This is a genomic window from Micromonospora sp. NPDC050495 (genome assembly GCF_040655175.1).
Classification (GTDB): domain Bacteria; phylum Actinomycetota; class Actinomycetes; order Mycobacteriales; family Micromonosporaceae; genus Micromonospora.
Genome location: NZ_JBFAJK010000004.1, coordinates 254,491 through 278,024 on the forward strand (window position 1 = coordinate 254,491; position 23,534 = coordinate 278,024).

Below are 23,534 nucleotides of genomic sequence, written 5' to 3' on the forward strand. Positions count from 1 at the left end.
GGCCGACGGGCACCGGCCCGACCTGCCCCGAACGGACGACGGGCGTCGACGCAGCCCTGCCCACACCGACCGACCCGCGGCAACGCCGCCCCGCTGCGGGGCGTCCCCGGCTGGCGCGGCGTCCCCGGCTGGCGCGGCCTTCCCCGGGTGGCGCGCCCGTTCCCGGGTGGCGCGCCCGTTCCCGGGTGGCGCGCCCGTTCCCGGGTGGCGCGCCCGTTCCCGAGTGACGCGGCGTCCCCGGATGACGGCCGGGCGCGGCGGAGGGCCGGGGGCCCGGAGCCTGGCTAGGGTGGTGGGCGGTCGATGCGGGCCGGCGGATCGGAGGTGGGCCGTGGACGCCAGGGACGCCGAACTGGAGACCGACCGGCACCTGGACGACCCCCGGTGGCGAGTCGCCGAGCGGGTCACCGAGGCGGCGCTGCGCCGGTTCGCGGCCGACCTGCTCGCCGTGGCGGTGCACGGCCCACTGGCCCACGGCGATGACGACGGCGGCGGAGACGGCGAGGTGGGGCTGCTGCTGGTCACCTACCGTCCGGGCGGCGGGCCGGCGCCGGCCACCCGTCGGGTGGACGGGGTGCTGGTCGACCTCACCGTGGCCGCGGCCGACGACTACCTGCGGCAGGCCCGCGCCATCACCCCGCGCTGGCCGCTGGCCGCCGACCGGTACGTCACCACCCGTGCCTTGCACGACCCGACCGGTTGGCTGCGGACCCTGCGCGACGAGCACCTGGCCCGGCTGGCCCGGGCCCGGCCGGCCGAGTTCACCGCCGCCGCCCGTCAAGCGTGGTACCGGGGCAGCGCGGCGCACGCCCGCGCGCTCCGGCTCGCCGAGTGGTACGAGACCGACCAGGCGCTGCTCATGCTCGGCGAGGCGCGGCTGGCCGCGGCCACCGTGCAGGGGCTGTTCAGCCGCACCTACTTCCGTGACCCGGGCGACGCGGTCCGACGTACCGGGCTGGCCGGAGCGGACATGACCGAGGTCGGCGCGGTGCTGGCCCGGCAGGCCGAGGAGTTGACCGCCCGGGGCCACCCGATCGACGGCACCGTCACCGACCTCCTCACCAACTGACGCCCCAGCAAGCCGACCCGCCCGACCCGCCCGGCTCGGCCCGCCCAGCCCGGTTCAGCCCAGCCCGCCCAGTCCGCCCGGCTCAGCCCGCCCGGCCCAGCCCGCCCGACCCGGCCCCGGATTGCGGCAAGTCGTGGCCTCACCAGCCGCGCCCGCGCCCGACTGCGGCAAATGGGGCCCTCGCCGGCCGCCGAAACCCCCATTTGCCGCAACCCGAGTGGATCACCCGGCGTGGCGGCGCGGTGTGGCGGCGCGGTGTGGCGTCAGCCGATTCCGCCCTGGATGCCGATCAGGGCGCCCACGAGGTAGGTCGCGCCGGCGGCGAGGGCGCCCAGCAGGAGTTGCCGCAGGCCGCCCGACCACCAGGGCCGGTTGGTGAAGCGGGCGACGATCGCGCCGGCCACGAAGAGCCCCACCCCGCCGACGGCGAGCGCCAGCCAGAGGTGGGTGAAGCCGACCAGGTAGCTCAGCAGGGGCACCAGGGCGCCGATGGAGAAGCAGAGGAACGACGAAACCGCCGCCGCCCACGGGCTGGGCTGCTCGTCGGGGTCGACGCCCAACTCCTCCCGGACGTGCACCCGCAGCGCCTCCTCCGGGTTGCGCCGGACCGCCTCGGCCACCTGCGTGGCGAGATCCCTGGGCAGGCCGCGGGCCACCCAGGCGTCGGCCAGCTCACGGGCCTCGGCCTCCGGGTGGCGTTCCAGCTCGCGCCGCTCCTTGGCCACCTCGGCGGCCACCTGCTCGTTGGCGGACCGGACGCTGGTGTACTCGCCCAGGCCCATCGAGATGGCGCCGGCGACCAGGCCGGCGGTGCCGGTGAGCACGACGCTGCGCGGCGAGACCCCGCCGCCGCCGACGCCGGCGATCAGGGCGATGTTGGTGACCAGGCCGTCCATCGCGCCGAACACGGCCGGCCGCAGCCAGCCGCCGGACACGTCCGCGTGGTGCGCCTCGCGCAGCGCCGCCGGGGTCTCGGTCACGGCAGGGTCAGGATCTCGTAGCCGTCGTCGGTCACGACGATGGTGTGCTCGAACTGCGCCGTCCACCGGCGGTCCTTGGTGACCACCGTCCAGCCGTCCTCCCACATGTCGTACTGGTGGGTGCCCAGCGTGATCATCGGCTCGATGGTGAACGTCATCCCGGGCTCCATCAGGTCGGTGGGGCGCGGGCTGTCGTAGTGCGGCACGTACAGGCCGCTGTGGAAGGACTCGCCGATGCCGTGGCCGGTGAAGTCGCGCACCACGCCGTAGCCGAACCGCTTGGCGTACGACTCGATGACCCGCCCGATCACGTTGATCTGCCGGCCCGGGGCGACCGCCTTGATGCCGCGCATCATGGCCTCGTGGGTCCGCTCGACGAGCAGCCGGGCCTCCTCGCTCACCTCGCCCACGCAGAAGGTGGCGTCGGTGTCTCCGTGCACGCCGTTCAGGTACGCGGTGACGTCCACGTTGATGATGTCGCCGTCCTCGAGCACCGTCGAGTCCGGGATGCCGTGGCAGATCACCTCGTTGAGGCTGGTGCAGCAGGACTTCGGGAAGCCCTTGTAGCCCAACGTCGACGGGTACGCGCCGTTGTCGCAGAGGAATTCGTGGACCACCTTGTCGATCTCGTCGGTGGTCACCCCCGGCTTGCAGTGCTCGCCCGCCAACTGGGTGGCCTGGGCGGCGAGCTTGCCCGCGAGCCGCATCTTCTCGATGGTCTCCGGCGGCTGTACGTGCGAGCCGCGCCACTCCTGCGGGCGCTTCTTGCCCACGTACTCGGGGCGCGGGATGTGGGCGGGTACCGCTCGCCACGGGGAGAGCGTGCCAGGGGTCAGCGGCGCACGGACGGTCATGGCTCCAGCCTATCGCCGCGGGCCCGGGTGACCCCGGCCACGGCCGGCCCGTGGGCGTTGTTGCCGCCCTGCAACCGCTGTGCCATTGTTGCTGCGTGGATCAAGGGGGCGCACCTCCCGTCTTCTCCGCCACCGCGGAGGTCGACGGTGACCGGCTTCGGGTCGTGGTGGTGGGTGAGGTCGACATGGCCAGCGCCGACACCATGCTCCGGACCGTCCTCGGTGAGCCGGCCGAGCACGTCACGCTCGACCTGCACGGGGTCACCTTCTTCGATTCGGCCGCCATCCACGCGGTGGTCCGGCTGGCGCAGCGGCTGCCCGGCGCGCTGACCGTGCTGCCGTCCCGTCAGGTCCGGCGGGTGCTCGACGTCGCCGGGCTCGGCGAGCAGGAATGGCTGCGCCCCGCCTGACCGACCGGCCCGCCGCGCTCTGACCGTCCGGCCCGCGCGCCCCCGACCAACCGAGCGAGCAGCCCGCCGCACCCCCGACCGACCAGCCCGCCGCGCCCCGACCGGCCGGCCCGCCGCGGTCAGTCCGACAGCCGGCGGCGCAGGGTCACCTCGGTGCCCCGGTCGGTACGGGTCACGGCCAGCTCGCCGAGCGCCTGGATCAACGCCAGCCCCCGGCCCCGGAAGGTCGATCCGCTCGACTCCCGCCAGCGGCCGCTGTCCCGGATGGTGGCGGTCACCGTGCCGTCGGCGATGGTGACGTCGACCTCGATCACCGGCTCCACCGGGGACACCGGGTGCTCGATGGCGTTCGCGGCGGCCTCGGAGATCGCCACGGTCAGGTCGAACAGGTCGTTCTCGCCGACCTGGTGGGCGACGAGGAAGTTCTCCAGCCGCTTGCGCAGCACGCTGAGCCGGGTCGGGTCGGCGGGCAGCCGCAGGCTGAACCGGTTCAACTCGGCCGCCTCCAGCGCCAGCACCGCCACGTCGTCGTGCCGGGTCCGCCCGGACACCCGCCGCACCACCGCGTCGACCAGGTCGGACACGTGCCCGGCCCGGGCGGTCGCGTCCGACCGGAGCTGGTCCAGGCCGACGTCGATGCCGCTGCGCCGGTCCTCGATCAGGCCGTCGGTGTAGAGCAGCAGCCGCTCACCGGGGGCCAGGTCGCCTTCGAGGGTCCGGTACTCGGCCTGGGGGATCGCGCCGATCGGCGGCCCGAGGGCCCGGTCGTGCAGGAACGTCACGTCGGCTCCCCGGACCAGCAGCGGCGACGGGTGGCCGGCGCTGGCGTAGCGCAGCCGGCCGGTGCGCGGCGAGAACCAGAGGCAGACCACGGTGGCGAACGAACCGCCCTCGGTGGAGCAGACCAGGTGGTTGAGGCGGGTCAGCGCCCCGCCCGGGTCGAAGCCCTCCAGCACGTACGCGCGCAACGCGTTGCGAAGCTGGCCCATGGCGGCGGCGGCCCGCACGCCCTTGCCGACCACGTCGCCGATCACCAGCACCAGCTCGTCGTCGGGGGCGCGGATCACGTCGTACCAGTCGCCGCCGATCTCGACGTCGGCGCTGCCCGGCAGGTAGCGGCTGGCCACCACGGCGCCGGGCAGCTGCGGCAGCGTACGCGGCAGCAGGCTGTGCTGGAGGGTGGTGGCGATCCGGTGTTCGGCCTCGTAGAGCTGGGCGTTCTCCAGCCGTACGCCGACCAGCCGGGCCAGCTCGGTGAGCACCGCCTGTTCGGTGCCGCCGCCCTCCCGCCGCCAGACCCGCAGCTCGCCGAGCTGCTCGTCGGTGGTGCCGGTCAGCGGCAGCACCACCGACGGCTCGGTGGAGACGTCCCCGCCGCCGTCCGCCTCGTAGCGCGCCCCGGTGGCGGTGACCACCACCCGGCCGGCCTCGGCCAGGCTGAGCGCGTGCCGCGCCGCGACCTGCACCACGTCGGCGGTGGACCGGGCGGTGTTAACCGCCACGGCGGCGTCGGCGAGCGCCCGCAGCCGGCGGATGATCTGGCCCCGGAGCTGGCCCAGCTCGACGTTGGCCCGGACCCGGGCGATCAGCTCCTGGCTGGAGAAGGGCTTGGTGAGGTAGTCGTCCGCGCCGACCGCCAGCCCGGCGACCTCCTCGGCCGCGCCGGCCCGGGCGCTGAGCAGCACGATCGGCACGTGCCGGGTGGCCGGGTTGGCGCGCAGCGCGGTGACCAGCCCGAAGCCGTCCAGCCGGGGCATCATCACGTCGGTCAGCACCAGGTCGAACGGGGCGTCGACGGCCAGCCGCAGCGCCTCCACCCCGTCCGGCACGGCGACCACCTCGTACGCCGGGGAGAGCAGCCGGCTGACGTGCTCGCGCAGGTCGGCGTTGTCGTCGACGAGCAGGATCCGGCCCGAGCCCGCCACGGTGCCGGTCGCCTCCGGCAGGCCGGCCGGCCGGCTCACCTCATCGGTCCAGAGCGTGGTCTCGGCGACGTAGAGCCGGGCCTGTTCCCGCTCGCGCAACGGCACCGGGGCGAGCGCCGACACCCGGTCCGCGGGCAGATGCCCGTAGCCGAAGGGGATCGTCACGGTGAAGGTGGTGCCCTCGTCGACGACGCTGTCCGCGCGGACCGTGCCGCCGTGCATCTCGACCAGCTCGCGGACCAGGGCCAGGCCGATGCCGGTGCCCTCGTAGGTGCGGGCGCGGGAGCCGGGCACCCGGTGGAAGCGTTCGAAGACCTGCGGCAGCTGCTCCGGCGCGATGCCGACGCCGGTGTCGCGCACGGCCAGCACGGCGGCGCCGTCGCGGGCCCGGACCACGACCTCGATCTCCCCGTCGAAGGTGAACTTCACGGCGTTGGAGACCAGGTTGAGCACGATCTTCTCCCACATGTCCCGGTCCACGTAGACGGGCGCGGGCAGCGGCGGGCAGTCCACCACGAGGCGCAGCCCGGCCCGCTCGGTGACGGAGCGGAAGGTGCTGGCCAGCCGGGCCGTGAAGTCGGCCAGGTCGGTGGGCTGGTAGCGGGCGGCCAGCCGCCCGGACTCCAGCCGGGAGAAGTCCAGCACGGTGTTGACCAGCTTGAGCAGGCGCAGCGCGTTGCGGTGCATCATGGTCAACCGCTCGAGGTACGCCGGCGGCAGCGCCGGGTCGACGAGCAGGTCCTCCAGCGGGCCGAGGACCAGGGTGAGCGGGGTCCGGAACTCGTGGCTGACGTTGGCGAAGAAGTTGGTCTTGGCCCGGTCCAGGGCGGCCAGCTCGGCGGCCCGGGCGCGCTCCTGCTCGTACGCCCGCTGCTTGCCGACGGCCCGGGAGACCTGGGCGGCGACAAGGTCGATGAAGTCGCGGTAGTCGTCGGTGAAGGGCAACCGGCGGGCCACCCCGAGCAGCAGCACCCCGGCCGGCTCGTTGGTGGCGACCAGCGGCAGCACCAGGGCCCGGTCGGCGGCGTCCGGCGGCACCTGGCCGAGCAGGTCGGCCACCGACACCCAGTACGCGGCGTCCGGGGTCGACCCGTCGCCCGCCGGGGGCGGTCCCCCAGCGACCAGGCCGGCCTCGACCCCGGCGCACCCGGCCAGCGCCGGCACGCCCGTCTCGTCGTGCAGCCAGACGGCGCTGAACGGCACGTCGGCGCGGTGGGCGTCGAGCACCCGGGCGACCGCGCGACCCAGCTCCACGCCGCCCTGCACGTCGGCCAACTCGGAGCCCAGTTCGGCGAGGGCACGCAGCCGGCGCTCGCCGAGCACCCGGCCGGTGGTCTCGTTGACGAAGCAGAACACCCCGTTGACGCTGCCGTCGGCCTCCCGGATCGGGTCGTACGAGATGTCGAAGTAGACGTCCTCCAGGAAGCCGTGCCGGTTGAGCAGGAACGGATGATTCTCGCCGCGGTACGGCTCGCCGGTGCGGCGTACCCCGTCCAGCAGCGGCCCGAGCACGTCCCAGGTCTCCGCCCAGTACTGCCGGGCGGGCTGGCCGAGCACCGCCGGGTGCTTGTCGCCGATGGTGGGCCGGTAGGCGTCGTTGTAGAAGGCCAGGTGCTCCTCGCCCCAGAAGAGCACGATCTGGGCCCGGGACGAGAGCATGGTGCTGACCGCGTGGCCGAGCGCCGCGGGCCAACTGTCCGGGGTGCCGAGCGCGCTGGTGGACCAGTCGAAGCCGCCCAGCCGCTCGCCCATCTCACCACCGGCGGCGAACGCCGCGGCGAGCAGTGCCGGCAGTTGTGCTTCCCCCGTCCCCGAGGACGAACGACGAACGTCCCCGCCCCCCTGGGCCGAGCCCATGCAGCCTCCCGATCCGGGCAGTTCACGACGACCGGCAGGCGCGCCGGTCGTCCCCGCCTTCTACCCCGGCGAGGGAGCAACGTAACGCATGGCGGCCCGGGGTCGCTTATTACTCCCGCCTCATCCTGGCCCAACCGCGGCCGGGGTGCGAGTCGAGCGGGGCGCGGCGCCACGACCAGCCGCGGTCCAGCGCCGAGGGTCCTCGGCGCCGCGAGCGCCCGGCTCCGCCGCGACGCCCGGGGTGTGATCCCGGCTACACCGGACCGTCCCGACCGGCGGCGGCGCGGACCAGGGCGGCCACCGGGCGGGGATCCGGGTCGTGTTCCGGATGCCACTGCACCCCGAGCAGGAAGCGCCGCCGCGGATCCTCGACGGCCTCCACCACGCCGTCGTCGGCCCACCCGGTCACCACCAGGCCGCCCGGATCGGCCACCCCCTGATGGTGGTACGAGTTGACCCGGTCCACCCCGGCCATCACCGTCCCGGCCACGGTGCCCGGGGCGAACCGGACCGGGTGCGAGCCGTACACCCCGGGGGCCGGGCGGTGGCCGTCGTGGCCCAGCACGTCGGGCAGGTGCTGGTGCAGCGCGCCGCCGTGCGCGACCGCGAGCAGCTGCATCCCCCGGCAGACGCCGAGCACCGGCAGGTCGGCCTCGAGCGCGCCGGCCAGCAGGGCCAGCTCCCCGGCGTCCCGGTCCGGCCGGCTCTCGGTGCGCGGGTCGGGCGGCGAGCCGTACCGCTCCGGGCCGACGTCGGCGCCGCCGGCCAGCAGCAGCCCGTCCAGCACCCGCAGCACGTCGGCGTCGGTGTCGTCGGGCGGCAGCACCACGGCCCGCCCGCCCGCCGCGGTCACCGCCTGGACGTACGCCCGGGGCACCAGCACCGCGGGCACGTCGCGCCACACCGCCCAGCCGGCGGGCTCGGCGTACGCGGTGATCCCGATCAGTGGCCGGCTCACCGTAGCGCGGGTCCTCGCGCTCACAGTGGGGTGACGTACGCGCCGGTGATGCCGCCGTCCACCACGAACTGCGCGGCCGTCATGAACGAGGCGTCGTCGCTGGCCAGGAAGGCGACCGCGGCGGCGATCTCCTCGGGGTTGCCGAACCGGCCCATCGGCACGTGGACCAGGCGGCGGGCGGCCCGCTCCGGGTCCTTGGCGAAGAGCTCCAGCAGCAGCGGGGTGGCGACCGGGCCGGGGCAGAGCGCGTTGACCCGGATGCCCTCCCGGGCGAACTGCACACCCAGCTCCCGGGTCATCGCCAGCACCCCGCCCTTGCTGGCGGTGTAGGCGATCTGCGAGGTGGCCGCGCCCATCAGCGCCACGAACGAGGCGGTGTTGATGATCGAGCCCTTGCCCTGCCGGCGCATGTGCGGGATGGCGTACTTGCAGCACAGGTAGACGCTCGTGGTGTTGACCCGCAGCACCCGCTCCCAGGCGTCCAGCCCGGTCTCCAGGATGGAGTCGTCGTCCGGCGGCGAGATGCCGGCGTTGTTGAACGCCACGTCCACCCGGCCGTGCCGGCGCGCCACCCCGTCGAAGAGGTCCCGCACCGCCGCCTCGTCGGAAACGTCGGCCGCGACGAACTCCCCACCCACCGCCGCGGCGGCCCGCTCGCCCGCCCCCGCGTCGATGTCCACGCAGACCACCCGCGCACCCTCGGCCGCGAAGCGGCGGACGGTGGCCAGCCCGATCCCGCTGCCCGCGCCGGTCACCACCGCTACCCGGTCCGTCAGTCGACCCTGCACTCTGCTCACTCCTCCGTGCTGATGAACACGTTCTTGACGTCGGTGAAGGCGTGCAACGCGTCCGGACCCAGCTCCCGGCCGAGGCCGGAGCGCTTCATCCCGCCGAACGGGGTCCAGTAGCGCACCGAGGAGTGCGAGTTGACGCTCAGGTTGCCCGACTCGACCGCCCGGGCCACCCGGATCGCCCGGCCCACGTCCCGGGTCCAGATCGAGCCGGAGAGGCCGTACTCGGTGTCGTTGGCCAGCCGGATCGCGTCGGCCTCGTCGTCGAACGGCAGCACCGACACCACCGGGCCGAAGATCTCCTCCCGCCAGTGCCGGTCCGCCGGGGAGTCGGCGAGCAGCACGGTCGGGGCGTACCAGAAGCCGGGGCCGTCCGGGCAGGTGCCGGTGAAGGCCACCGTCGCCCCGTCGACGTAGCCGGCGACCCGGTCCCGGTGCCCGGCGGAGATCAGCGGGCCCATCTCGGCGGTCTCGGCGGCCGGGTCCTCGACCCGGAACGCGCGCACGGCCGGTTCGAGCAGCTCCAGGAAGCGGTCGTACACCGGGCGCTGGACCAGGATCCGGGACCGGGCGCAGCAGTCCTGGCCGGCGTTGTCGAAGACGGCGTACGGCGCGGTGGCCGCCGCCTTTCCCAGGTCGGCGTCGGCGAAGACCAGGTTCGCCGACTTGCCGCCCAGCTCGAGGGTCACCCGCTTCACCTGCGCGGCGCAGCCGGCCATGATCCGGGTACCGACCTCGGTGGAGCCGGTGAAGCAGACCTTGCGGACCGCCGGGTGGGTTACGAACCGCTCGCCCACCACGCTGCCGGGCCCGGGCAGGACGGTGAAGACGCCCTCCGGCAGGCCGGCCTCGAGGGCCATCTCGGCCAGGCGCAGCGCGGTCAGCGGGGTCAGCTCGGCCGGTTTGAGCACGACGGTGTTGCCGGCCGCGAGGGCCGGGGCGAACCCCCAGCCGGCGATCGGCATCGGGAAGTTCCACGGCACGATCACCCCGACCACGCCGAGCGGCTCGTGGAAGGTGACGTCGAGCCCGCCGGGCACCGGGATCTGCCGGCCGGTCAGCCGCTCCGGCGCGCCCGCGTAGTAGTCGAGCACGTCACGGACGTTGCCCGCCTCCCACCGGGCGTTGCCGATGGTGTGCCCGGCGTTGCGCACCTCCAGCAGCGCCAGCTCCTCCCGGTGCGCGTCCACCACCGCGGCGAACCGCCGCAGCAGCCGGGCCCGGTCGCCCGGCGCCACCGCCCGCCAGGACTCGAAGGCCCGTGCCGCCCGACCGATCGCGGCATCCGTCTCACCGACCGACGCCCCCGCCACCGTCGCCAGCACCTGCCCACTGGCCGGATCCCAAACCTCACCCACGCCGCTCCCTCCCCCTCTCCCGCTCCCGCTCCGATGCGTCGATCATGGAGTTGTGGCACCGAACAGAAGCCGCCGACGGTGCGATCCGGGCGCCACAACTCCATGATCGACGGAGTTGGCGGGGGCGGGGGGTGGGAGGGGTGGGGGTGGGGGGTTAGAGGCGTTCGAAGCCACGGGTGAGCTCCCAGTCGGTGACCGCGGCGTCGAAGGCGGCGAGTTCGACCCGGGCGTGGTTGGCGTAGTGCGCGACGACCTCCTCGCCGAAGGCGTCCCGGGCCACCGCCGAGTCCTGCCAGAGGGCGAGGGCGTCGCGCAGCGTGCCGGGGACACGCTCGGCTTCGGCGTCGTCGTAGGCGTTGCCGGTGCACTCGTCGCCCGGCTCCAACTCCTGCTCGATGCCGTGCACCGCCCCGGCCACCAGCGCGGCGATCGCCAGGTACGGGTTGACGTCCGCCCCGGGCACCCGGCTCTCCACCCGCATCCCCTGGCCGTGCCCGACCAGGCGCAGCGCGCAGGTGCGGTTGTCGGTGCCCCAGCGCAGCGCCGTCGGGGCGAACGAGCCCGGCTGGTAGCGCTTGTAGGAGTTGATGTTCGGCGCGAACAGGATGCTGAACTCGCGCATGGTGGCGAGCAGCCCGGCCAGCACCCGCCGCCCGGTCACGCTCAGGTGCGCCGGCCCGTCGCCCAGCATCGCCGACGAGCCGGCGGCGTCCCGCAGCGAGAAGTGGATGTGGCAGGAGTTGCCCTCCCGCTCGTTCGGCTTGGCCATGAACGTGATCGACATGCCCTCCTGGGCGGCGATCTCCTTCGCCCCGTTCTTGTAGATCACGTGATGGTCGGCGCACCGCACCGCCTCGTCGTAGCGGAAGGCGATCTCGTGCTGGCCGAGGTTGCACTCGCCCTTCGCGCTCTCCGGGGTCAGCCCCGCGCCGGCCATCTCCCGGCGGATCCGGCGCAGCAGCGGCTCCACCCGGGCGGTGCCGAGCAGCGAGTAGTCGACGTTGTACTGGTTGGCCGGGGTCAGGTCGCGGTAGCCGCGCCGCCACGCCTCCTCGTACGAGTCGCGACAGAGCACGAACTCCAGCTCGGTGCCGGCGTACGCGGTCAGCCCGTGCGCGGCCAGCCGGTCGAGCTGGCAGCGCAGGATCTGCCGGGGCGAGGCGACCACCGGGCCGGAGCCGTCCAGCCACTCCAGGTCCGCCAGGAGCAGCACGCTGCCCGGCTGCCACGGCATCCGGCGCAGGGTGTCCAGGTCGGGTTTCATGGCGAAGTCGCCGTAGCCGCGCTCCCAGCTCGACATCGCGTACCCGTCGACGGTGTTCATCTCCACGTCGACCGCGAGCAGGTAGTTGCAGCCCTCGCTGCCGTGCGCGACGACCTGGTCCAGGAAGTAGGGGGCGTGGAACCGTTTGCCCTGCAGGCGCCCCTGCATGTCGGTGAGGGCCAGCACCACCGTGTCGATCTCGCCCTCGGCGACGGCGACGCGCAACTGTTCCAGCGTGAGCGGGGCTCTCTTCATCGGCGCGCCTCCATCACCAAGGTCTACTGGCAGAACCGGATCACCGTCAATGCCCCCTGCGGCCACCGTCGCAAACGCGATCGGCCGGACGCCGGAGCCGGGCCGGTCGCCGACGCCCCCGGACGCCGGCCGGGTACCGCTACCAGCCGGCGACGCCGGCCCGCTCGGGTCGTTCGTTTCCCTGGCCGCGCGGCATAGAATTCGCCAGTGGACACACCGGCCCGCACACCTCGGGTGCTCGTGCTCGGACTGGACCCCTACCGCGTGCCCGGGCCCTGGGACCCGAAGCCGGTGGCGGACGGCATCGAAGCCGGGCGCAGCCGCTTCACCGCGCACGGCGTGGCGGCCGAGTTCTGCCTGGTCGGTCTCGACGGCAGCGACGACATACCGGCCGTGATCACCGCCGCGCTCCAGGCGCGCCCCTGGGACTGCGTCGTCATCGGCGGGGGTGTCCGCAATCAGCTGGACCTGTTCGAACGCGTGGTCAACCTGGTCCACCGGCATGCGCCCGGGGCGGCGATCGCCTTCAACACCACTCCGACGGACACCTTCGAGGCAGCCGCCCGCTGGGTGCAGCTTCCCGGCTGACCGGGCGGACGGCGGCGCCACCGTTCGCCCGGTCCGGCATGGCCCGGCGGTCGGCGCGGGTCAGGCCGGTTCGTCGGCCGGCGCGGCGTCCGCGGCCGGTCGCGGTCCCGGCACGTCGACGGTACGGCGGGGACCGGTGAACCACTTCCGCGCCGAGGCGTACCACCAGACGGCCACGCCGAGCAGCACCCCGCCGATGGCGAGCGGCGCGTAGTTCACCGCCGTCCAGGTGAAGTCGGCGTTGCCCGGCACGCCCGCCGGCACGATCGGCAGCACGAAGTAGACGCTGATCACCGCGATCTCGATCACCGCGATCCAGCCGAGCAGCCGGTACCGGCGCCCCAGCGTCCACGGGCCGGCGACGAACCGGTTCCCCATCCGCAGCCGCAGGAAGATCGGGATGAGGAAGGAGAGGTAGAGCCCGATCACCGCCACGGAGACCACCGCGTAGAAGGCGACCGGGATGCCGGCCTTCTGGTAGAGCGCGGGCAGCGTCAGCACCAGCCCGGCGAGGGTGGCCGCGATGATCGCGTTGACCGGGGTGCCGTTGCGGTCCACCCGGGACCAGAGCCGCCAGCCGGGCACCGCCCGGTCCCGGCTGAACGCGTACGCCATCCGGGACATCGAGGTCACGCAGCTCATCCCGCAGAAGAACTGGCCGATGGTGGAGATGACGATGACCGCCTTGAAGAAGAACGGGGTCAACGAGGTCTCGAAGATCGCGCCGGAGAAGCCGCCGGCCTCGTTGATGGCGTCGACGTCGGTGGCCGCGAAGAGGAAGGCGAGCAGCAGGATCCAGCCGCCCACCGCGGAGTAGAAGATCGAACGCCAGAGGCCCTGGGCGGCAGCCTTCGACGCGCCGCGGGTCTCCTCGGAGACGTGCGCGCAGGCGTCGAAGCCGGTGATCGTGTACTGGGTGAGCAGGAAGCCCAACGGCAGCACGTAGAACCAGAAGGTCAGCCCGCCGGTGTCGCCGGCGCCGAAGCCGGAGTTGTTGAACCGCTCGGTGAAGACGAACTGGAAGCTCTGGTGGCGGTCGGGGACCAGGACCAGGATCAGCACCACCGCGGCCGCGCCGGCCACGTGCCACCAGACCGAGACGTTCTGGAGTACGTCGATGACGCGGTGGCCGTAGATGTTGATCAGGCCGTGCAGGGCCAGGATCACCACGAACAGCCCGAAGGTCTGGTGCGCGGTGCCGGCCCAGCCGTCGAAGAGCGCGGAGAGGGTCAGGTTGAGGAAGGTGGCGCAGCCGTAGTCGACCGAGGCGGTCACCGCGACCAGCCCGATCAGGTTGAGCCAGCCGGTGAACCAGCCGTGCACGGGCCGGCCCATGGTGGCCGCCCACCAGTAGATGCCGCCGGCCGTCGGGTAGGCGGACACCAGCTCGGCCATGCAGAAACCGATGATCAGGATGAACAGGGAGATCAGGGGCCAGCCCCAGGAGATCGCGACCGGGCCGCCGTTGTTCCACGCCTGGCCGAAGGTGGTGAAGCAGCCGGCCAGGATCGAGATGATCGAGAACGAGATGGCGAAGTTGGAGAAGCCGCTCCACTTGCGGTGCAACTCCTGCTTGTAGCCGAGTTCGGCGAGCCGTCGGGCGTCGTCGTCCATCGGTTGCTCGGCGGTCGGCGCGGGCGTCGTGGCCACTGCACACCTCCTCGAGGTGGATCCCCGGTACGAGTGCTCGCAGTGTGAGCCGGACGTTCAGGGCGGTCAATACGTCGCCGGTGGGGATTCCGCCGCCGCCAGGGCAAATTGCGTTGCCAACCCGGTCCGGTCGGGGGCATCCTGGAGCCCGTGACCAGGCCCGTTCGCGACGGGCCAGCACCGGGCGCTCGGCACCGCCCGGCCGCGCGGCGGCGCGGGACGTCCACCTCTCTCTCACTCCCGTACGGCGCTGCGCCGTACCCCCGGACGCCCCGCGCCGCCCGCACCCTTGCCGCTCCCGGCAGGGCCGCGGGACTCAGGCGAACAGCAGGCCGGCCACCCAGAGCGCCGCGATGACCAGGCCCGCCAGGAACTCGACCAGCATGGACAGCCCGGCCGCCTTCAACGCCTGCATGGTGGCCGGCCAGGCGAGCTGATGGCTGCCCAGGCGCAGCCGCTCGGCGCCCCAGATCCCGCCCACGAAGCCGATCGGCAGGCCGACCACCGGGATGACGAAGAACCCGACCAGCCCCAGCAGGCCGCCGGCCAGCAGGGACGACGTGGGCACCCCGGTGCGTTTCAGGTTCCGCCCCGGCCAGAGGTACTTGACCACGGTGCCACCGGCGGCGACCACGGTGGCGGCGGCCAGCACCGCCCAACGTCCCGGGCCGGCGGCGCCGAACAGCGCCCACACCAGCACCCCGCCCCAGCAGAGCGGCAACGCCGGCAGCCCCGGCACCACCACTCCGGCCAGCCCGGCCAGGATCGCCAGCGCGGCCACCACCGAGACCACCGCCTGCGTGTCGGTCACACTCACCGTGCTCCTCACCTCCTCCGCACCGGTCGGGGCGGGAACCCTTCCTTACCCAGCCAGCCGGGCGCGGATGTGGTCCGCCGGCACCGGAACGCCGAACCAGCGGCCCTGGCCGGTGTCGCAGCGCAACGCCCGCAGCCGCTCGGCCTGCGCCTCGGTCTCCACCGCCTCGGCGGTGACCCACAACTCCAGGGCGTGCGCCAACCGGACCAGCGCGTCGACGATCCGCTCGTCCCGGTGGTCGGCGACGGCGTCGGCGCCGTCGGCCCGGATCCCCTCGACGAACGGGCCGGCCAGCTTCAGGCAGTGGATCGGCAGCCGCCGCAGGTACGCCAGGTTCGAGTACCCGGTGCCGAAGTCGTCGATGGCCAGCCGTACCCCGAGGTCGGCGAGGCGGCGCAGGGAGCGCAACGGCTCCCCGGCGGTGCCCATGACGGCGCTCTCGGTCAGCTCCAGTTGCAGCAGCTCGGCGGGGAGGCCGGTGTGCTGCAGGGCCTCCGCGACCGTTTCCACGATCGCCGGGTCGTCGGCCTGCCGGGCGGCCAGGTTGACGCTCACGATCACCCGGGTTCCCGGGTACGCCCGGTGCCAGCTCTCCGCGTCCCGGCAGGCCTGCTTGAGCACCCACGCGCCGAGCTGGACGATCAGGCCGGTCTCCTCGGCCAGCCCGATGAACCGGTCCGGGCCGATCAGGCCCAGCTCGGGGTGCTGCCAGCGGACCAGCGCCTCCACCGCCACCAGCGAGCGGTCGAGCAGGGACACGATGGGCTGGTAGTGCACCACGAACTCGCCCCGGTCCAGCGCGGCCGGCAGCCCCGCCGCCAGGGCCGAGCGGGCGATGTCGGCGGCGCTGCGTTCCGGGTCGTAGACGGCCCAGCGGCCCCGCCCCTCCGCCTTCGCCCAGTAGAGGGTGGTGTCGGCGGCCTTCATCAGCTCCGAGGCGCTGGTCTCCGCGGCCGGGCACTCCACGATGCCGATGCTGGCCGACACGGCGAGCTGCTGGTCCCCGACGTGGATCGGGGCGGAGACCGCGGCCAGCGCCAACTCGGCCACCTCCACCGCGTCGTCGATGCCGCCGTCGGAGTCGACCAGCACGACGAACTCGTCGCCGCCCATCCGGGCCACCAGGTGGCCCCGGCCGGCCACGCAGTCGGCCAGCCGCCGGGCGATCACCTTGAGCAGCCGGTCGCCGAGGTCGTGTCCGAGGCTGTCGTTGATCGCCTTGAAGCCGTCCAGGTCGATGAAGCAGAGCCCCACCCGCTGTTCCGGCCCGGCGCCGGCGAAGACCTCGGCGAGCGTCTCGAAGAACAGCGTGCGGTTCGGCAGCCCGGTCAGCGGGTCGTGCAGGGCCTGGAAACGCAGCCGCTGCTGGAGCTCATACCGCTGGGTGATGTCCTCGATCATCGCGACGGTGAACCGGGGGCGGCCGTCGTCGTGCCGGATCAGCGACACGGCGAGGTCGGTCCAGACCACGCTGCCGTCCTTGCGGTGATAGCGCTTCTCCACCCGGACGCTGTCGTGCTTGCCCTCGATCAGCTCCTGGTACAGCTCCCACAGGCCGGCCGCGTCGTCGGCGTGGAACAGCGCCGCCACGTTGATCTCACGCAGCTCGTCGATGCGGTAGCCGAGCATGTCGGCGAACGGCTGGTTGACGTCGATGATGGTGCCGTCGATCCCGGCGATGCCGATCCCGATCGCCGCTCCGGTGAAGACCGCCCGGAACCGGGCCTCGCTGTCCCGCAGCGCCTGCTCCACCGCGTCCCGGGCCTGCCACGCCGAACGGGCGATCCGCTCCTGCTGGCTGAACGTCCGGTCCCGCAGCGCCCGGGCGAAGCCGGCGGCCAGCGCCGCCTGCAGGGCGGCGATCCGCTCACGCGCCTCGGGCAGGTCCACCTGGACCGGCAGCACCCAGGCCAGGAAGCGGTCGGCGAGCGCCCGGACCGACCAGTCGAGCACAGCGGGCTCGGTGAGGTGCGCCTCCACCAGGGCCCGCCCGACGTCCTCCGCCGCGTCGGCGGAGAACGTCGGGGCGGTCAGCGCCTGACCCAGCCGTACCGTGTGCACCAGCAGCAGCCGCTCGGTCTCGGCGGCGCTGAGCGGCACGAAGGCGATGCGGCGCACGGCCCGGGCCCATTCGGCGGCGTACGCCTGGGCGCCGGGCCGGCTGAACCCGCCCCCTTCGGGGTCCGGGGCGCGCATGTCGGCTCAGCCGGCAGCCCGGTCGTACCGGGCGACGCCGCCGAACGCCCCGAACCGCTCGGGGTGGTCGTCCACGTCGGACGGCGAGTCGGGCCGCCACAGCGGCATGTGCACGACGCCGGGTTCGAGCACGGTCCAGTCGCCGAAGAAGCCGGTGATCTCGGCGCGGGAGCGGAGCGTGATCTCGGTGGCGGTACGCGCTGAGAGCCGCTGCGCGTCGAGCATCTCCCGCGGCTGGTCCTCGAAGGTCGAGTGCGAGATGACCAGGAAGCTGCCCGGGGCGGCGGCGGAGCGGAGGGTGGCCAGGACGTCGGCGGGCCGGTCCTGGTCGGGGATGAAGTGCACCACCCCGGCGAGCAGGATGCCCAGCGGCCGGTCGAAGTCGATCACGCCGCTGGCCCGGGCCTGGTCCAGGATCAGCTTCGGCTCGCGCAGGTCGCCGTGCAGGGCGATGGCGCCGTCGTTGCCGGCGAGCAGTTCGCGGCTGTGCGCCACGGCGACCGGGTCGATGTCGACGTAGACGATCCGGGCCTCGGGGTTGGCGGCCTGGGCGACCTCGTGCACGTTGCCCACGGTGGGGATGCCCGAGCCGATGTCGAGGAACTGGTCGATGCCGGCGTCGAGCAGCACCCGTACGGCCCGGCGCAGGAACTCCCGGCCGGAGCGCATGGTGGCGGCCAGGTTCGGGGTCATGGCCGCGATCTGCTCGGCGAGCTGCCGGTCGATCTCGAAGTTGTGCGCGCCACCGAGGAAGTAGTCGTAGACCCGGGCCGCGCTGGGGCGGCTGAGGTCGATCTCGGTGGGAAGTCCGTCCGGCGTCTGCATCGCTCGGTCCCCCAGGTCGTCGCCGCGCCCGCCGGCCACCCCCGGGACCGACCCGCGCGCTCGTGTGATCGTGTGGTCCACACCACTCTATGCGCGCGTTCCCAGCTACGGGAGATCCGCTTTTGACGATCGGCTTGCCGGCCGAGCCGGATCCCGGACAGTTGCGTCCGCCGACGGCGGCGAACCATCCGGGACGCGGAAGGCGGAGCGGCTCAGTCGGCGGCTTCGAGGAGCAGCGCGATGCCCTGACCGACGCCGATGCACATGGTGGCCAGCGCCCGGCGGCCGCCGCGGCGGCGCAGTTCCAGGGCCGCGGTGAGGGCCAACCGGGCGCCGCTGGCGCCCAGCGGGTGGCCGAGGGCGATCGCCCCGCCGTTCGGGTTGACGTGCTCGGCGTCCTCCGGCAGCCCCAACTCGCGCAGCACCGCCACGGACTGGGCGGCGAACGCCTCGTTCAGCTCGATCACGTCGACATCGGCGAGCGCCACGCCCCGCCGATCGAGCAGCTTGCGGGTGGCCGGCACCGGCCCGATGCCCATGATCCGCGGCGGTACGCCGGCCGCCGCCGCCCCGCTGACCCGGGCCAGCGGGGTGAGGCCGTACCGGTCGACGGCCGCCGCGGAGGCGACCAGCAGCGCCACCGCGCCGTCGTTGACGCCGGAGGAGTTGCCGGCGGTCACCGTGCCACCGTCGCGGAACGGGGTGGGCAGCGCGGCGAGCTTCTCCAGCGAGGTCTCCCGCGGGTGCTCGTCGACCTCGACCAGCTTCGTCTCCCGCTTGCCGGCCGGCACGGTGACCGGCACGATCTCCTCGGCCAGCCGCCCGTCGGCCTGCGCCTTCGCGGCCCGCTGCTGGGAGCGGAGGGCGAACTCGTCCTGCGCGGCCCGGTCGACGTCGAAGTCCGCCGCCACGTTCTCCGCCGTCTCCGGCATCGAGTCGATGCCCCACTGCTTCTTCATCAGCGGGTTGACCAGCCGCCAGCCGATGGTGGTGTCGTACACCTCGGCGGTGCGGGCGAACGCGGTGGTGGCCTTCGGCATGACGAAGGGCGCCCGGCTCATGCTCTCCACCCCGCCGGCCACGACGAGGTCGGCCTCGCCGGCCACGATCGACCGGGCGGCGGTGGCCAGGGCGTCCAGGCCGGAGCCGCAGAGCCGGTTGACCGTGCTGCCGGGGACCTCCTCGGGCAGCCCGCCGAGCAGCGCGGCCATCCGGGCGACGTTCCGGTTGTCCTCGCCGGCCTGGTTGGCGCAGCCCAGGATCACGTCGTCGGTGCGGGCCCAGTCCACCGACGGGTGGCGGGCGACCAGTTCGCGGATCACGTGGGCGGCCAGGTCGTCGGGGCGTACCCCGGCGAGGGCGCCGGCGTACCGGCCGATCGGGGTGCGGACTCCGGCGACGAGATAGGCCACGGTCATGGTGCGGCGTCCTTCGGGGGTGGAAGGGGCTGGCGGTGGGTCGCCCGCCGGGTCACGGGGGCACCCGGCGCCAGGATATCGGCGCCTGGAACGGATAGGTTGACGGCATGGCCCGGGCCCAGTTCAGCGCAGAGACCGCCGGCAGCGGCGCCTTCGTCCGCCAGCCCAACCGGTTCACCGGTCGGGTCACCCCGCACTCCACCTCGCCGGAGGGCGGTGGCCCCGACGACCAGGGCCGCTGGCCGCTGGAGGCGGGCCGGTACCGGTTGATCTGGTGCCGGGCCTGCCCGTGGGCGCACCGGGCCCGGATCGTGCGCGGCCTGCTCGGCCTGGACGAGGTGATCTCGCTGGGCACCGTCGACCCGATCCGGGACGAGCGCGGCTGGCGGTTCAGCCTCGACCAGGACGGCTTCGACCCGGTGCTGGGCATCGGCTTCCTCAGCGACGCGTACCTGGCCACCGACGCCGACTACACCGGCCGGGTGACCGTGCCGGCGCTGGTGGACACGCTGACCGGGCGGGTCGTCACCAACGATTACCCGCAGCTCACGGTGGATTTCTCCACCGAGTGGCGGCGGTTCCACAAGCCGGGCGCGCCGGACCTCTACCCGGTCGAGCTGCGCCCGGAACTGGACGCGCTGATGGCCGAGATCCACCGGGACGTGAACAACGGCGTCTACCGCTGCGGCTTCGCCACCTCGCAGGAGGCGTACGACGAGGCGTACACGGCGCTCTTCGCCCGGCTGGACGCGCTGTCGGAGCGGCTCGCCGGCCGGCGGTACCTGATGGGCGAGCAGATCACCGAGGCGGACGTGCGGCTCTTCACCACGCTGGTCCGCTTCGACGTGGCGTACCACGGGCACTTCAAGTGCAACCGGCAGAAGCTCACGGAGATGCCGGTGCTCTGGGCGTACGCCCGCGACCTCTTCCAGACCCCGGGCTTCGGCGACACGGTCGACTTCGACCACATCAAGCGCCACTACTACGCCACCCACGAGATGATCAACCCGAGCCGGATCGTGCCGCTCGGTCCGGACCTGTCCGGCTGGACCACGCCGCACGGGCGCGGCTGATCCCGTCCCCTTCCCTTCTCTTCTTTTCCCCGCCCTCCTCCCGGCCAGGCCTGAACTCGCCCATCGACCCGCACTCAGGGTGATGCTCACCGAGAGTCAAATCCGCTCCTGATGCGGCACTCCCCCTCGAAGCTCCTAAGCCACGAATTCGGACAAACCCACCACCTGCGTCGCACACACGCCAGGCCCGCCCCCCGCCTTTGCTCTGCAGCCATCGACGCATCGCTCCACACACAGTCACTGCTGCGCCGATGGCTGCAGAGCAAAGGGAGTCGGAGAAGGGGTGCCGAGGCGGGCAGATTGTCACCCACGGTGACTGGGGCGAGCCCTGCGCGGGCGACCGGACACCCCCGCCAGCGTCCGACAGCGCCCAACGACCGCACCGAGGGGCCGCACCGAGGGGCCGCGCCGGGAGGCCGCGCCGCGGGCCACGCCCGGGGGGCACGCCCGGGGGCCACGCTTGGGAGGTCGCCCCGGGCCGGGCCGACGATCATGACGAACGGGTCAGCGGGTCGAAAACAGGGCTGTAAGGATCGTCACGCCATTCGCTCCTTCCAGCGGGGGCCGGCCGGGAGTAGCGTCGGCGGGCGATGACCAATGTCTGGCACCTGACCGTGCGCCTGTACGTCGACCTCCGACGGCAGGCCAGCGGCATCTGTCCGGCGCAGCCACTCTCCTGACGCTGCCCCGTTCACCCCCACCAGACCTTGGACACGATCCCATGGCTTCCGCCCTGCGCAAGTTTCCCTTTTCCCTGCAGATCCTGCTCGGCCTAGTCCTCGGCGTGGCGCTCGGCTTCCTCGCCCGCGCCAACGACCTCGCCTGGCTGACCAGCACCCTCGACACCGTCGGACACCTCTTCGTCCAGCTACTCAAGCTGGCCGTACCGCCGCTGGTCTTCACGGCCATCGTGGTCAGCGTGGTCAGCCTCCGTGGCGTGGCCAATGCCGCCCGTCTGGCGCTGAAGACGCTGCTCTGGTTCGGCATCACCGCCCTGATCGCGGTGAGCATCGGCATCGGCCTCGGCCTGCTCACCAACCCCGGCAAGGGCGTCACCCTCGACGTGGCCGGCGCCGCCGCGCCGAAGAAGACCGGCTCCTGGACCGACTTCCTCACCGGCATCGTGCCGACCAACCCGGTCGGCGCGTTCGTCGAGGGCAACGTCCTCCAGATCGTCTTCCTCGCCCTGGTGGTCGGCGCCGCCGCGCTGCTCATCGGCGAGGCCGCCGAGCCGTTCGTGACGCTCAACCGCTCCGTGCTCGCCATCGTGCAGAAGGCGCTCTGGTGGGTCATCCGGCTCGCCCCCATCGGCACCCTCGGCCTGATCGGCAACGCCGTCGCCTCGTATGGCTGGGACCTGCTGGCCCCGCTCGCCAAGTTCACCAGCTCCGTCTACATCGGCTGCGCCATCGTGCTCTTCGTGGTCTACCCGGTGCTGCTGCTGGCCGCCGGCCGGCTCAACCCGCTGCGCTTCTTCGCCGGCGCCTGGCCCGCCATCGAGCTGGCGTTCGTCTCCCGCTCCTCGGTGGGCACCATGCCGGTGACCCAGCGCTCCGTCGAGCGCCTCGGCGTCCCCCGCGAGTACGCCTCCTTCGCGGTGCCGTTCGGCGCCACCACAAAGATGGACGGCTGCGCCGCCATCTACCCGGCCCTCGCCGCGATCTTCGTGGCACAGGTCTTCGGGGTGCACCTGGGCGTCGCCGACTACCTGCTGATCGCCTTCGTCTCGGTGGTCGGCTCGGCGGCCACCGCCGGTCTGACCGGCGCGATCGTCATGCTCACCCTGACCCTGAGCACGCTGGGTCTGCCGCTGGCCGGCGCCGGCCTGCTGCTGGCGATCGACCCGATCCTCGACATGATCCGCACCGCCACGAACGTGGCCGGCCAGGCCGTCGTGCCGACCATCGTGGCCGCCCGCGAAGGCACCCTCGACCGCACCGCGTACGACTCGGCCGGCCGGCGCGAGCTGGTGACGCCGGACGAGACCGACCGCCCGGCGGACCGGCTCCAGCCGGTACCCGCCTGATCTCCATCCCCGGCGGGGGAGGGCCCATGGCCCTCCCCCGCCGCCTGCTGAAGGATGACGGCATGAGCGCCCTGTTCACTCCCCTGGCCCTGCGGGGCGTCACCCTGCCCAACCGGGTCGCGATGGCCCCGATGTGCCAGTACAGCGCCGGCCCGGACGGTCTGCCCACCGACTGGCACCGGGTGCACCTCGGCTCCCGCGCGGTCGGCGGGGTCGGGCTGCTCCTCACCGAGGCCACCGCCGTGCTGCCCGAAGGGCGGATCAGCCCCCAGGACACCGGCCTCTGGTCCGACGCGCACGTCGACGCGTGGCGCCCGATCACCGCGTTCGTCGCCGCCCAGGGGGCGGTGCCGGCGGTGCAGCTCGCGCACGCCGGGTTCAAGGCGTCGACGTACCGGCCGTGGGCCGAGCACCGGGGCGGCGTGCCCGACGTCGAGGGCGGCTGGACCCCGGTCGGCCCGGGCGACGAGGCGTTCCTGCCCGACTACCGGCGCCCGGCCACGCTCGACGACGCCGGCATCGCCGCGGTGATCGAGGCGTTCGCCACCGCCGCGACCCGGGCGCTGGCCGCCGACTTCGCCGCCGTGGAGATCCACGCCGCGCACGGCTACCTGCTGCACGAGTTCCTGTCCCCGCTGACCAACCACCGCACCGACGGCTACGGCGGCGACCGAGCCGCCCGGATGCGGCTCACCCTGGAGGTGGCCCGCGCCGTGCGCGCCGCGGTCGGCGAGGCGGTGCCGGTGCTCACCCGGATCTCCGCCACCGACTGGGTGGACGGCGGCTGGACGGTCGAGGACAGCGTGGTGCTCGCCGGCGAGCTGGCCGCGGCCGGAGTGGACCTGATCGACGCGTCCTCGGGCGGCGCCGCGGCCACCGCGACCGTCCCCGTCGGCCCCGGCTACCAGGTGCCGCTGGCGGCGCGGATCCGCCGCGACGCCGGCATCGCCACCGGCGCGGTCGGCCTGATCGTCGAGCCGGAGCAGGCCGAGCAGATCGTCGCCGCCGGCGAGGCCGACCTGGTCCTGCTCGGCCGGGAACTGCTCCGCGACCCGTACTGGCCCCGCCGCGCCGCCGCCAAGCTCGGCGCCGCGCCCGCCTGGCCCAACCAGTACACCCGCGCCTCCTAACTCGAAAATCGACCGTAACTTGACGTGCGGCAGCATCCCGCGTCGCGGAGCGGCGCGGGATGGGTCTTGTTGGGTGGTGCGTTAGGCGGC

General features: G+C 73.5%; 18 protein-coding genes. 6 read left to right on the forward strand and 12 right to left on the reverse strand.

Annotated features, from left to right (window positions below):
• Window positions 1–331 precede the first annotated feature (331 nt).
• Window positions 332–1,069 (forward strand): nucleotidyltransferase domain-containing protein, encoded by a 738-nt coding sequence (locus tag AB0I11_RS07930; protein WP_357315026.1) that lies wholly within the window; start codon window positions 332–334, stop codon window positions 1,067–1,069.
• Between the two features lie 263 nt (window positions 1,070–1,332).
• Here AB0I11_RS07930 and AB0I11_RS07935 read toward each other — a convergent pair whose 3' ends face one another.
• Window positions 1,333–2,049 (reverse strand): VIT1/CCC1 transporter family protein, encoded by a 717-nt coding sequence (locus AB0I11_RS07935; RefSeq protein ID WP_357315029.1) that lies wholly within the window; start codon window positions 2,047–2,049, stop codon window positions 1,333–1,335.
• Window positions 2,046–2,903: a type I methionyl aminopeptidase gene (map, locus tag AB0I11_RS07940; RefSeq protein WP_357315033.1), complete on the reverse strand. Its 858-nt coding sequence runs from the start codon at window positions 2,901–2,903 to the stop codon at window positions 2,046–2,048. Before map ends, AB0I11_RS07935 begins: the two co-directional genes overlap by 4 nt.
• A gap of 95 nt (window positions 2,904–2,998) precedes the next feature.
• Here map and AB0I11_RS07945 point away from each other — a divergent pair, with 95 nt between their 5' ends.
• The gene (locus AB0I11_RS07945; RefSeq protein ID WP_357315036.1) at window positions 2,999–3,313 is read left to right on the forward strand and encodes an STAS domain-containing protein; all 315 of its coding nucleotides are present in this window, start codon (window positions 2,999–3,001) and stop codon (window positions 3,311–3,313) included.
• A gap of 119 nt (window positions 3,314–3,432) precedes the next feature.
• Here AB0I11_RS07945 and AB0I11_RS07950 read toward each other — a convergent pair whose 3' ends face one another.
• The 5 genes from AB0I11_RS07950 to AB0I11_RS07970 form a co-directional block, all read right to left on the reverse strand.
• Window positions 3,433–7,095 (reverse strand): SpoIIE family protein phosphatase, encoded by a 3,663-nt coding sequence (locus AB0I11_RS07950; protein ID WP_357315039.1) that lies wholly within the window; start codon window positions 7,093–7,095, stop codon window positions 3,433–3,435.
• 253 nt (window positions 7,096–7,348) lie between these two features.
• A complete protein-coding gene (locus AB0I11_RS07955; RefSeq protein ID WP_357315042.1) occupies window positions 7,349–8,053 on the reverse strand; it encodes a gamma-glutamyl-gamma-aminobutyrate hydrolase family protein in 705 nt (234 codons plus the stop codon).
• Window positions 8,054–8,073: 20 nt separating this feature from the next.
• Complete coding sequence (locus tag AB0I11_RS07960; protein WP_357315044.1) at window positions 8,074–8,841, reverse strand: 3-oxoacyl-ACP reductase; 768 nt, start codon at window positions 8,839–8,841, stop codon at window positions 8,074–8,076.
• A gap of 5 nt (window positions 8,842–8,846) precedes the next feature.
• Window positions 8,847–10,202 (reverse strand): aldehyde dehydrogenase family protein, encoded by a 1,356-nt coding sequence (locus tag AB0I11_RS07965; RefSeq protein ID WP_357315046.1) that lies wholly within the window; start codon window positions 10,200–10,202, stop codon window positions 8,847–8,849.
• Window positions 10,203–10,356: 154 nt separating this feature from the next.
• Window positions 10,357–11,721 carry a glutamine synthetase family protein gene (locus tag AB0I11_RS07970; RefSeq protein WP_357315049.1) on the reverse strand — a complete coding sequence of 455 codons (1,365 nt, stop codon included), beginning with the start codon at window positions 11,719–11,721 and terminating at the stop codon, window positions 10,357–10,359.
• Between the two features lie 207 nt (window positions 11,722–11,928).
• Here AB0I11_RS07970 and AB0I11_RS07975 point away from each other — a divergent pair, with 207 nt between their 5' ends.
• Window positions 11,929–12,309 (forward strand): hypothetical protein, encoded by a 381-nt coding sequence (locus AB0I11_RS07975; protein ID WP_357315051.1) that lies wholly within the window; start codon window positions 11,929–11,931, stop codon window positions 12,307–12,309.
• 60 nt (window positions 12,310–12,369) lie between these two features.
• Here the strand turns inward: AB0I11_RS07975 and AB0I11_RS07980 are convergent, their stop codons facing one another.
• The 5 genes from AB0I11_RS07980 to pcaF form a co-directional block, all read right to left on the reverse strand.
• Window positions 12,370–13,959, reverse strand: coding sequence for an amino acid permease (locus AB0I11_RS07980; protein WP_357315054.1), 1,590 nt, complete (start codon window positions 13,957–13,959; stop codon window positions 12,370–12,372).
• Window positions 13,960–14,275: 316 nt separating this feature from the next.
• Window positions 14,276–14,776, reverse strand: a complete 501-nt coding sequence (locus tag AB0I11_RS07985) for a DUF456 domain-containing protein (protein ID WP_357315056.1) — start codon at window positions 14,774–14,776, stop codon at window positions 14,276–14,278.
• Between the two features lie 45 nt (window positions 14,777–14,821).
• On the reverse strand, window positions 14,822–16,972 hold the full coding sequence (locus AB0I11_RS07990; RefSeq protein WP_357315059.1) for an EAL domain-containing protein: 2,151 nt from the start codon (window positions 16,970–16,972) through the stop codon (window positions 14,822–14,824).
• Between the two features lie 6 nt (window positions 16,973–16,978).
• A complete protein-coding gene (locus AB0I11_RS07995; protein ID WP_357315061.1) occupies window positions 16,979–17,797 on the reverse strand; it encodes an SAM-dependent methyltransferase in 819 nt (272 codons plus the stop codon).
• A gap of 212 nt (window positions 17,798–18,009) precedes the next feature.
• Window positions 18,010–19,215 carry a 3-oxoadipyl-CoA thiolase gene (pcaF, locus tag AB0I11_RS08000; protein ID WP_357315064.1) on the reverse strand — a complete coding sequence of 402 codons (1,206 nt, stop codon included), beginning with the start codon at window positions 19,213–19,215 and terminating at the stop codon, window positions 18,010–18,012.
• A 107-nt stretch (window positions 19,216–19,322) separates the two neighbouring features.
• Between pcaF and AB0I11_RS08005 the strand changes: the two genes are divergently transcribed.
• From AB0I11_RS08005 to AB0I11_RS08015, 3 genes are all read left to right on the forward strand, one after another.
• Complete coding sequence (locus AB0I11_RS08005; protein ID WP_357315067.1) at window positions 19,323–20,288, forward strand: glutathione S-transferase C-terminal domain-containing protein; 966 nt, start codon at window positions 19,323–19,325, stop codon at window positions 20,286–20,288.
• A 733-nt stretch (window positions 20,289–21,021) separates the two neighbouring features.
• On the forward strand, window positions 21,022–22,314 hold the full coding sequence (locus tag AB0I11_RS08010) for a dicarboxylate/amino acid:cation symporter (RefSeq protein ID WP_357315127.1): 1,293 nt from the start codon (window positions 21,022–21,024) through the stop codon (window positions 22,312–22,314).
• Between the two features lie 62 nt (window positions 22,315–22,376).
• Window positions 22,377–23,444 carry an NADH:flavin oxidoreductase/NADH oxidase gene (locus AB0I11_RS08015; protein ID WP_357315070.1) on the forward strand — a complete coding sequence of 356 codons (1,068 nt, stop codon included), beginning with the start codon at window positions 22,377–22,379 and terminating at the stop codon, window positions 23,442–23,444.
• Window positions 23,445–23,534: the final 90 nt, after the last annotated feature.

What these genes read in the sequence shown, in the direction of transcription:
- map (WP_357315033.1), bottom strand. Translation starts at nt 2,903, where the DNA reads ATGACCGTCCGTGCGCCGCTGACCCCTGGCACGCTCTCCCCGTGGCGA.
- AB0I11_RS07950 (WP_357315039.1), bottom strand. Translation starts at nt 7,095, where the DNA reads ATGGGCTCGGCCCAGGGGGGCGGGGACGTTCGTCGTTCGTCCTCGGGG.
- AB0I11_RS07970 (WP_357315049.1), bottom strand. Translation starts at nt 11,721, where the DNA reads ATGAAGAGAGCCCCGCTCACGCTGGAACAGTTGCGCGTCGCCGTCGCC.
- AB0I11_RS07990 (WP_357315059.1), bottom strand. Translation starts at nt 16,972, where the DNA reads ATGCGCGCCCCGGACCCCGAAGGGGGCGGGTTCAGCCGGCCCGGCGCC.
- AB0I11_RS07995 (WP_357315061.1), bottom strand. Translation starts at nt 17,797, where the DNA reads ATGCAGACGCCGGACGGACTTCCCACCGAGATCGACCTCAGCCGCCCC.
- pcaF (WP_357315064.1), bottom strand. Translation starts at nt 19,215, where the DNA reads ATGACCGTGGCCTATCTCGTCGCCGGAGTCCGCACCCCGATCGGCCGG.
- AB0I11_RS08005 (WP_357315067.1), top strand. Translation starts at nt 19,323, where the DNA reads ATGGCCCGGGCCCAGTTCAGCGCAGAGACCGCCGGCAGCGGCGCCTTC.
- AB0I11_RS08015 (WP_357315070.1), top strand. Translation starts at nt 22,377, where the DNA reads ATGAGCGCCCTGTTCACTCCCCTGGCCCTGCGGGGCGTCACCCTGCCC.